Genomic DNA, 10084 nt, shown 5'->3' on the forward strand with positions numbered 1-10084 from the left:
ATGGAACCCGGACAACTTCTTTCCCACGAGAGGTTTAGACAGAAAAACAGCCCCGCCTTACACGGGGCTGTACACGAGTGCTCAGGCCAGACGGCTGGCGAACACACAGGCCAGGATAGCCACCACAAAGAACACGATGCCTGCAATGCGGGTCACCTTGGCCAGCATCTGATCCGCAGGGGTCAGGCGTGCATTGTTGGCACCGCCCACACCACCGTTGATGGCACCGGCCAGACCCTGACCGTGGGTGTGCTGCATCAGGGTGAGGAGGATGATGACGGCCGAGACGACCAGCAGGATGGCACCGCCGACGATTTCAATGACAGACATGGATGGAACGCTCCTTTTATCTTTAGTTTCATAGAGACTGCATACAAATACAAGTGTATGATAGCACAAAAGCCCGGGAAATGCAAGAAAAACCGTGAGCTACGGGGCCAGAATTTCCAGCCCTGCCGCCACCCGGGCAAAGATGGCCGCGCTGGAAAAGGCAGGCTCGGCCTGCGTGTCCTGCAGCACCACGATGGTATAGCGGGGCTGCTCTGCCGGGACAAAGCCCGCAAACCAGTAATTTTTCAGCTCTGTACCGCCGGAAAACTGGCCGGTCTGGGCCGTGCCGGTCTTGCCTGCCGCGGTCTGGCCGGGCAGGGCGGCCTCATGGCCGGTGCCCCCGGCCACTACACCCGCCAACAGAGCCTGCAGGGCGGCGGCGGTGCGCTTTGTGAGCACCCGCCTGCTCCGGACATGGGAAAGCGCCGTGAGGGGTGTGCCGGTGGTCTCGTCCAGAGTGGTCTCCAGCAGCAGCGGGGTGCGGCAGATTCCCCCGCAGGCAATGGTGTTCATCATGGCGGCGACCTGCAGGGGGGATGCCAGCAGCTCCCCCTGCCCAAAGCAGAAATTGGCGTAGGCCCCGCTGGACGCAAGAGCCTCCCGCTCCGGCAGGACCCCAGCCGCCGTGTGCAGGGCATCGGTGAGCGGGATCGCCTGCCCGAAGCCCAGTTGCTCTGCCATGGCGCGGACAGCATCGGCCCCCAGCGCCTGCCCCAGCCGGATGAAGTAGCCGTTGCAGCTCTTTTCCAGCGCGCCGGCCAGATCCACCTCACCATGGGGGATGCCGCCCGCACAGCGGAAGATCCGGCCATCCACCGCGCACCAGCCGGGACAGGTGTAGACAAAGCCGCTTTCCCCTGCCTCCAGCGCCGCTGCCGCCACCACCGGCTTGAACACCGAGCCCACGGCATAGCACTGGAACGCCCGTTCCAGCAGGGGGCTGTCCGGGGCGTTCAGACTGGCCGAAATGTTTTCCGGATCATAGCCGGGGCGGCTGACACAGGCCCGCACCTTGGCGTTGGCGGTGTCCAGCACCAGGATGCAGCCGCTCTGCATCGTCTCGTTGGCCACGGCTTCGGCGGTCTGCTGGATCTCCCGGGAAAGGGTCAGCTGCACCCCCACGGCCCCGCTGTCGGCGGGGGTGAGGACGGGCTCGGCCCGCAGCTTTCCCTGGGCGTTGACGGTGCAGAGCAGGGTATCCCCCGCCCCGCTTCCGGTGAGCAGATCATCAAAGGCGGCTTCCAGCCCGGCAGCACCATGGCCCTCGCCATCGAGATACCCCAGCAGCTGCACTGCCAGCGGGGCGGCAGAGCTTCGCCGCGCCGCCGGCCAGCAGGAAACGCCCAGCGCGGAAACATCCCGGTCCACCTCCAGCAAGAACGGGGACGCGGCGTTCCGCTTCTGGTAGAGCGCCGCCTGCCCGGCGGCATCGGTGTAGGCGAACAGGCGGGCATAGCTGCCCTCCCCGGGCACGCAGAGGGCCATCCAGCGGGTGGTCTGCCCCGTGAGGAGCTGGCCCCTGTGATCATAAAAATTGCCCCGCCGGGCGGGCAGGTGGAGAGTGACCACGCTCTGCGCCGCCGCCCGGGCCCCGTAGTCCGTGTCGGAGCAGAGCCAGTACAGGCGGCAGACAACCGCCGCAAAGCAGAACAGCAAGGCCCCATACAGGGCCAGCACCCGTTTGCCGGACATGAAAACGCCCCCTCTCCCGCTTAGGATGGGCAGAAAAGGGGGCGTTGATGCGTTCAGGAGCAGATTTTTCGGACGAGCTCAGCGGCACGGGCGGCATCCTCGGCCGTGGCGGTGCCGTTGTAGCGGGCTTTGAGGTAGATTTGGCGCAGCTCGGCCTCGGCGGCAAAGTCCATACCGAAAGCGCGGCCGGTCAGGTCAAGGCTGGTATCGCCCCGCAGGATGGTCACGCCGTGGCGCTGGCAGTGGTCCAGATAGATGGCATACTCCCGCCGCACCTTGTCCACCGGGCTGAGGAAGAGCCCGGGCCAGCGGCGGGTACGCTTGTGGGTGCTACGCCGCACAGTGGTGTCCATGCAGGCAGTGTTCGTGTGCCGGAACTTCTGGCGCAGGAAATGCCGCACCGCCAGCACCGCACAGAGGACCGCCAGCAGGATACCGAGCACGGTCAGCATCAACATCCCGTCGATGAGCGGTTCTGCGTTCTCGGCGGCCTTTTGGGCGTTGGCGATGACCTCATCGGTAGATACGATCTCAGTGCGCTCCAACGGTTTGGGCGGAAAGAGGGTGAAGAGCCAGTGGATGAACTGCAGGATGCCGTGGAACAGCCAAGTCACACCCTGCACCACAATGTTGTTCAAAAACAGCTGCAGCACCGGCACGATCCCGCCAAAGTAAACGGCAGACGCAGCCGCCTTTGCACCGGCAACCACAACACTGCGGCTGAGCAGGAACGGCCCTGCGCACACCGCCGCCAGCACGCCGCCGGAAAGCAGCAGATAGCCCGGCCGGGTGGAGATCTCCGGGTCCTGCCGGGTGGTGCGGTTGAACCCCACCAGAAGCACCGCTGCCGCCGTTGCAAAGGGCAGGGCCGCCGAAAGCACCGCGTTGGCGTTCCACAGCAGCATTGCCACTGCAAAGAAGGGCCATACCCGGCAGAGCCAGCGCAGGCGCTCGGCCTGCCGCATCGGCGAAAGGGCAAAATCGCCGGTGTAGGCCAGCAGCACCGGGTAGACTGCCGCCGGGAAGTAGCAGAGCTTGTCCGCCCCTGTAGGCAGGAAAAGCAGCGCCGCCGCGCTCAGGGCCGCAAGAGTGGTGCGGAGGGGACGGCTGCCCTCAAAGCAGGAGGCCAGACCAAAGCAGAGGGCAGGCCAGACCAGCACCAGCGGCATGGGTGTCCCACCGAAGCTGGCAGCAAAAAAGCCCGCAAAGGCATAGTAAAAGCTCAGATCACCTGCCAGGCGCAGGGTATGTAAGAACATCATGCGCCCGCCTCCCCTGTCTGGGCCGTCTCTGCGGCCATTTCCGGAGTGAGCACCAGCAGCGGAATGCCAGGCAGGGGCTGCACGGCAGCACGCACAGCTTCTTCCGGCTCCGTTGTCACCACGATGCAGCTGACCTGCTCCTGCGGGTGGTAGTATTCGGCGCAGAACCGCGCACACGAAAGGGCGGTCTGCCCGGTGGCGCGGCCCAGAATTTCCAACACCCTGCGGTAGTGTTCGGGGCCGTAGCCCTGCGGGGTTTCCAGCGGCTTTCTCCACTCCTCACCGGAGAGGGCCGCATTGAGCAGCAGGTCAAAGGCAGCGTTTGCCGCAAAGCGGTAGGACACCGCCTTTTCTTCCAGCCTCCGGCAGATTGTGCGGGCCATGGAGTAGCAGAGCTCCGCCGGTTCCGGGTGGTCGTAATCCTTGGTATCCGCATGGACTAGCACCACCGCCCGGGGCTCAGTGGTGTAATCCCACTTTTTGACCATAAGTCCCTGCCCCCGGACGCTCTGCTTCCAGGCGATGGAGCGCATGGGGTCACCGCTGGTGTAGGGGCGGTAACCCGCCGTGAGAATAGGATCCTCGTAGAGATAGCGGTTCACCGAAAGCTCACCCAGAAAACCGCCCAGCATCTCTTCCAGTTCCGGCAGAGCGCACTCCCTGGGCGGAACAATGAGCTCGTGGAAGCCCCGCTCGGTGCGGGACTGTTCCACAAGACCCAGAAAATCGCCGCCGATGACCTGCATCGGTTCCAGCACATAGCGGCCCCGGCGTTCCAGCCTGAGGGCGGTGGAGAAATCCGCCTCCTGCCCCGGGCGCAGCCAGGTGGTGAACCGCACCGTGTGGCCCCAACCTGTCTGATCCTGCGTAATGTGGTGCTCCGTGCAGGGAAGAAACTCCTTGTTCAGGTGGAGCTTTGCCGCCAGGAACATCTTCCAACGGGGGCCGCTGTTCCGGACAACAAGGTGGATCACGGCGGGCTCCCCGGCTTCCACAAGATGATCCTCCACTTCCAGCCGCCCCTGCACATCGTCAAGGCTGTGGACTGTGCTGTAACGCTCCAGCCCAAGGGCTGTGGCCACCAGTAGCAGCGCGAAGATGACGGCGCTCATTCCGCACTCTCCAGCGGCACAGTGATCTCGGCCAACAGCTTGCGCATCCGCAGAGCGGCGGCTTCGGCGTTCATGCTGCTGCCCAGAGAAATGCGGTGAGAAAGCACCGCCGGGGCCAGCCCTTTGATGTCCTCGGGGATGACGTATTCCCTGCCCTGCAAGGAGGCATACGCCTGCGCAGCCTGATAGAGCGCCAGCGCACCGCGGGTAGATACGCCGCTGACAAAGCCGCTCTGTGTGCGGGTGGCTTCCACGATGTCCATAAGGTAGTGCTTGACCTCCTCGGAGACCTTGACCTCCCGGTAAGCCGTGCGGACGTATGCGGTCTCCTCGGGAGTGACGACGGGCTGCAGCTCGTTCAGCACGGTCTGGGCCGAGGGGCGGGAGAGCACCTCCAGCTCCTGCTCCCGGGTCATATAGCCCAGCGACAGCCGCATGAAAAAACGGTCCATCTGGGCATCTGGCAACGGGAAGGTGCCAAAGGATTCCAGCGGATTCTGGGTGGCCAGCACCATAAAGGGCTCAGCCAGGCGGCTGGTCACGCCGTCCACGGTAATCTGCCTTTCCTCCATGGCTTCCAGCAGGGCCGACTGGGTACGGGGCGTGGCACGGTTGATCTCGTCCGCCAACACAAAGTTGGTGAAGAGCGGGCCAGGCCGGAACTCGAACTCACCGGACTTCTGGTTGTAGAAATTGATGCCGGTCAGATCGGAGGGCAGCAGGTCGGGCGTGAACTGCACCCGTTTGAAGCCTCCGCCCACCGTGCGCGCAAATGCACGCAGGAGCATGGTTTTGCCGGTGCCGGGCTTATCCTCCAGCAATACATGGCCTCCGCAGAGGAAGCTGACCAGAATTTTCTCGGTAGCATCCTCCTTGCCCACAATGACACGGGCACAATTGGACACAACTTTTTCGCGGTAGGCGGTAAAAGCGGCAGTGTTCATTGGTGTTTCCTTTCCCAAAAACAATTTTTCTAAGTGTACTCTTGTTTGGAAAGGGTGTCAACAAAAAAGAAGGCAGAGCCTCCCGGGTGGGAAGTTCTGCCTTCTGCGGCGTATTGAATTGGTACGGGGAGCCGGTGCGGCTTAGTACATGCCGCCCTTCCAAACCACACTTTTGGAGCCGAATCACGAATATCGGGAAACGTAGACTTTTGTAGAATTATCAAGGCCACAAGCCGATTTTTCCAGATTCTCCGTTTTTGCACGATCCACGCTTTTCTACGCAAATCTACGCCACTTACCGGGTGATTGGCGTAAGTTTTGGCGTAAGTTTCGGCGTAAGCAATTCCGCTTCATACGTCGAAAATCACAGGTTGCCGGCGATCTGTTCAAAGGCTCTTTCAACCGATTCAAAGCTGCTGTGCGTGTAGATATCCAACGTCACACTGGCATTGGAGTGTCCCATCAGGTATTGCAGGCTTTTTACATCCAGCCCGGCCTGCTGAACATTGGTGCAGAAGGTGTGTCGCAGCACATGAGGTGTAATGCGCGGAACAGGTTTGCCGTACGCCTTCTCAAACTTTCCCTGCACGCCACGCATATAGTTTTCCAAGTGCATTGCCACCTTCGGCATTCCGGACTTGTCCAGAAAGAGGAATCCGCTGCAACCATCCACCAGCGCTTCCACTTTCGTGGACGCTCTGGCTTTTACTACACGCCGCAACGCTGCACAAACGGTATCTGTCATGGGAACATTGCGGATACCGCTTTTTGTTTTCGGCGGTGTGACAAAGTAGGGCTTTTCAGCCGTCCGGCAAAGCTGCCGCCGGACATGGATACAGTGCCGTTCAAAGTCGATATCTGCTCGTGTCAGGCCATACAACTCACTCACACGCAAGCCGGTTCCCATAAGAATGACGATATCATCATAATAGTTGCCGCCATAGTCTTGAACGAATTGCAGATATTTCTCCTGCTGTTCTCTGGTCAGGGCATTGCGCACATAAGCGTCCTTCGGCACAACGTCCGACAGCTTGAACTTAAATGGATTCTTGCGGATAATGTCATCCTCTACCGCCATCTCAAACGCCGGTCTGACAACGCTTTGCAGGATTCCTATGGTGTTTTGCTTGAAACCGCTGTCATGCAGAAACACGAACCAGCCTTTCGCATCGGACAATTTTACCGTTTTGATGGCTTTTTGCCCGAAAGGGTCAGCATGAATCCGCTTGACCGCTGTGTTGTACGACCGAAGTGAATTGGGTTTCAACCCACGTTTCAGGTTCATATAGCGGTCAACCAGATCAGCCACCGTCATCTCTCCGGCGGCGTAGTCGATGCCGTCTGCCAGATCGCGCCACAGATCTTCCTCTTTTTTCCGCAGCTCTGACAGGGATTTAGCGTAAATACAACGCCGTTTCTTGTGGATATCGGTATAACGATAGTCGTAGGTACCGTTTGCTCTCTGGCTTTCGCCATCCTTCAGAACACGGCCCTTGCTATCCTTGCGCTTTTCAGGCATTTAGAAGCTCCTTTCTGTGAAAAGCGCATATAGGGGTTAATTTTAGTATACCATACCGACCATGCGATTTCCACCGATATCGTACAGAAAAGACGTTGCACAGTTCTCAAATAGAATACGTCATCTGAGAAGGTTGCCGCCAGATTGTCCGGGTCTTGTGGAGCGAGAGCCGAACGGAAACCGTGAAAGCAGTCCCAGTAGATGTTGCCTTTAGCTCGTTCCGGGTCAATGTGCTCGCTGTTGGAAAGGTTGAAACTGCGGTCATTGTGCTTGGGGTTATAGGTGCCGTGGGTTCCGGCTCGTCCGTTGTGTCGCGTTAATTTCAGATAGACATCCCTCTTTTCCTGTATTTTTTGTGTACGGCCACTCGTGCGATCAAATCACAGAAGTGATACAATTCTTCTAAGCAACGGGTCTCGCATTTCAAGACCGTGTCTTGAAATCTTCTCTCGGTTCTGGCCAACCTGCTGGCCGGGTTTTGCGCGGCCCTCTACGCCGAGGTGCTTGCCCGTTGCCGCAACGCCCCCTCTACCCCGTTTTTCATCACCGCGGCCATCCCCCTCATCCCCGGCAGCACCCTGTATTACTGCATGAACGCCGTCGTCTCCAACGACCTGCCCGCCGCCGAGCATTTTGGGGAGCAGACCTTTCTGGCGGCGCTGGGCATTGCGGGCGGCATGGCCATCGCATGGTGTCTGGCCGATTTAAGCCGGAAGCTCCGGGGGCGGCTGTAAAGCGCGTGCTGCGCCGCGCCCCGGCTGCTTGACAAGCTGATTTTTTCTGGATACAATACAAAGAAAAAACCTCGGAGACGCTCCGGGAAAGGAACATTTGGATGAGATCGAACACGAAACAGGCCCTGCTGGTGACGGTGGTGGGCGTGACGCTTTTTGTGGCGCTGCTGCGGCTTTCGGACGTTTTGGCCTTTGCCGCGCAGCTGGTGGATCTGGTGCTGCCCATTTTGGCGGGCGGCATTCTGGCGTTGTTCCTCAGCGTGCCCATGGCCGGGCTGGAAAAGCGGCTGGGGCGGCTGTTTGCCAAAGCGAGAAAGCAGCCCTCGGGCAAGGCGCTCCACCTGCTGAGCTTTCTGCTCACCCTGCTGGGGGTGGTGCTGGTGCTGGTGCTGGCCCTGACGCTGCTGATCCCGGAGCTGGTGCAGTCCTTCCACAGCCTGTATCTGCAAATTGAAGCCAACATCCCCCGCTGGACGGCCTACCTCCACGCCCAGGACCCCGACATGGGCTGGCTGATGAGCCGGTTGGAGGGCATCGACTGGGAGCAGCTGCTGCACAAGGTGACCTCCGGCCTCGACACGGTGCTGGTGAACGCGGCGGGGGCCGTTTCCGCCACGGTGAATCTTGTGGTGACGGCCTCCTTTGCGCTGATCATCTCCGTCTACCTCTCGCTGGGGGCACAGAGCCTGGGCCACCAGGCCCGCACCCTGGTGCGCGCCTACCTCAAGCCCGGCCACGCCGCCTGGGTGCTGAAGTTCTGCCGCCTGTTCCGCCAGTCCTTCGCCAACTTCCTCACGGGCCAGTGCAGCGAGGCTGTGATCCTCGGCATGCTTATGAGCCTCGCATTCTCCCTCTTCCGCATTCCCTACGGCAGCCTGGTGGGGATGCTCACCGCCATCTGCGCCATCATCCCCTATGTGGGGGCGCTGCTCTCCTGCGTCATCAGCGTGTTTCTGGTGCTGCTGGTGGACCCCCTGCTGGCGGTGCGCGCTTTGCTGGTCTACCTTGCGGTGCAGTTCATCGAGAACCAGTTCATCTACCCCCGGGTGGTGGGCAAATCGGTGGGGCTTTCGCCCCTGTACACCCTTGTGGCAGCCATGATCGGCGGCAAGCTCTTCGGCATCCTCGGCATCCTCTTCTTCATCCCGCTGACGGCGGTGGTGCTGGAGCTGGTGAAGGAAGACGCCTGCCGCCGCCTGCGCACCAAGGAGACGCTGCAATAAACAAACAGCGGCCCCGCAGACCTTTTTCAAAGTCTGCGGGGCCTTGTGCTGTGGGGCTATTTTACCTGCACGGTCATGGTTCGGTCACTGCCCGGTAGCCGCGGATGACGCGCCACTTGGCAACGCCCTTGTCCGGCTTAAAGCTGCCGTCGGCGCGGGCTTTCAGGTAGCCCTGCTCGATGGCCCACTGGGCGGCTTGGGTCAGCTCCGGGTCGGCTACGTCCGCAAAGGCGGGCAGAGTGGCCGGGGCCGGGCGACCCGCGGTGTTCCAGAGGAGCATTGCCAGCTCGGCGCGGGTATGGGGCACGGCCACCCCTGCAGGCAGGAGCTGGTCAAGGATGAGCTCCGTGCCCACCTGATAGGCCACGACGCCCGCCACGCCCACGACTGCGCCGACCGCCAGAAGGGTGCCGAAGCCGTCTCCGCCGTCTGGGCTGCCCTCGTCGCTCTCGGCGGTGCGCCAATGGCCATAGAAGGTCACGTCCCGGTCGAGGTTGCCCACATGGTTCACGCCCGGGCCCATGTAGTAGGGGCTATCCTCCAAGCGGGTGCCGTCCTCAAGGAACCAGCCCTCAAAGAGGCGTTCTTCCTCCTCGCTGCCGAAGATCGCACCGGGGATCTGCATCGACGGCTCCGCTTTGTCCCCCGGGCGGACGACCCAGTAGGCCGTATAGTCTGTGGGGGCCTGCTCTGGCCGGGCGATCTTCGCCTTCTTGCTCTCGTTTACTTTGCCTTCCACCAGAGCGAGGCCGTCCAACGTTCCGAACTGGTAGATGGTTCCTTCCGGGCAGGTTTTCTTTCCGGCAAGCAAGTCCTCTATGGTTCGGTTGCGCTCGGTATGACGAATCTTTGCATTGCGAGCGTTCTGGTTCTCCACAAAGTGAGCGTAATGGATTTCATAGAACATCTTCTCCACATCGCTGAATGCGGCAGTCTGTTTATCCTTGTCGGATGCCGAACGGATGCCATGATAGCAGTCCCAGTAGATGTTACCTTTAGCTCGTTCCGGGTCAATGTGCTCACTGTTGGAAAGGTTGAAACTCCGGTCATTGTGTTTTGGGTTATAGGTGCCGTGGCTTCCGGCTCGTCCGTTGTGTCGTGTCAGTTTCAGCTAGACATCCCTCCGTTTCAACAGCTTGGTGGGGAGAACGCAGCAGCGGAGCTGCTGGATCTGCCGCCGTTTTGCGCCAGATAATACCCAGTAGGATATGACGCACAGCATCATATCACTGGGCAAGGCGTTCCCCCTTGACTCCCTTCAACGGGCC

General features: G+C 60.8%; 9 protein-coding genes. 2 read left to right on the top strand and 7 right to left on the bottom strand.

Translation table 11 applies throughout. The annotated features are described in order from the left end of the window. Positions 1–81 precede the first annotated feature (81 nt). From secG to J3351_RS01345, 6 genes are all read right to left on the bottom strand, one after another. On the bottom strand, positions 82–330 hold the full coding sequence (gene secG / locus J3351_RS01320) for a preprotein translocase subunit SecG (protein WP_005932601.1): 249 nt from the start codon (positions 328–330) through the stop codon (positions 82–84). A 99-nt stretch (positions 331–429) separates the two neighbouring features. Then, positions 430–2022: a penicillin-binding protein 2 gene (locus J3351_RS01325; protein ID WP_207696937.1), complete on the bottom strand. Its 1593-nt coding sequence runs from the start codon at positions 2020–2022 to the stop codon at positions 430–432. A gap of 53 nt (positions 2023–2075) precedes the next feature. Beyond that, positions 2076–3284, bottom strand: a complete 1209-nt coding sequence (locus tag J3351_RS01330; protein ID WP_207696938.1) for a hypothetical protein — start codon at positions 3282–3284, stop codon at positions 2076–2078. Then, entirely contained in the window at positions 3281–4396 is a 1116-nt protein-coding gene (locus J3351_RS01335) for a DUF58 domain-containing protein (protein WP_207696939.1), read from the bottom strand. Before J3351_RS01335 ends, J3351_RS01330 begins: the two co-directional genes overlap by 4 nt. Continuing rightward, positions 4393–5340 (bottom strand): MoxR family ATPase, encoded by a 948-nt coding sequence (locus J3351_RS01340; protein ID WP_207696940.1) that lies wholly within the window; start codon positions 5338–5340, stop codon positions 4393–4395. The genes J3351_RS01335 and J3351_RS01340 overlap by 4 nt, the downstream gene beginning before the upstream one ends. 364 nt (positions 5341–5704) lie before the next feature. Further along, positions 5705–6859, bottom strand: a complete 1155-nt coding sequence (locus tag J3351_RS01345) for a site-specific integrase (protein ID WP_207696941.1) — start codon at positions 6857–6859, stop codon at positions 5705–5707. Positions 6860–7314: 455 nt separating this feature from the next. On the opposite strand from J3351_RS01345, the gene J3351_RS01350 reads away from it, so the two are divergent. Beyond that, entirely contained in the window at positions 7315–7593 is a 279-nt protein-coding gene (locus tag J3351_RS01350; protein ID WP_374222227.1) for a threonine/serine exporter family protein, read from the top strand. A gap of 101 nt (positions 7594–7694) precedes the next feature. Next, complete coding sequence (locus J3351_RS01355) at positions 7695–8816, top strand: AI-2E family transporter (protein ID WP_207696942.1); 1122 nt, start codon at positions 7695–7697, stop codon at positions 8814–8816. A 73-nt stretch (positions 8817–8889) separates the two neighbouring features. On the opposite strand, the gene J3351_RS14045 is transcribed toward J3351_RS01355, so the two are convergent. Then, a complete protein-coding gene (locus J3351_RS14045) occupies positions 8890–9723 on the bottom strand; it encodes a hypothetical protein (protein WP_242699254.1) in 834 nt (277 codons plus the stop codon). Positions 9724–10084: the final 361 nt, after the last annotated feature.

Source organism: Faecalibacterium sp. Marseille-Q0746, assembly GCF_017377595.1.
In the GTDB taxonomy this organism is placed as follows: domain Bacteria; phylum Bacillota; class Clostridia; order Oscillospirales; family Ruminococcaceae; genus Faecalibacterium; species Faecalibacterium duncaniae.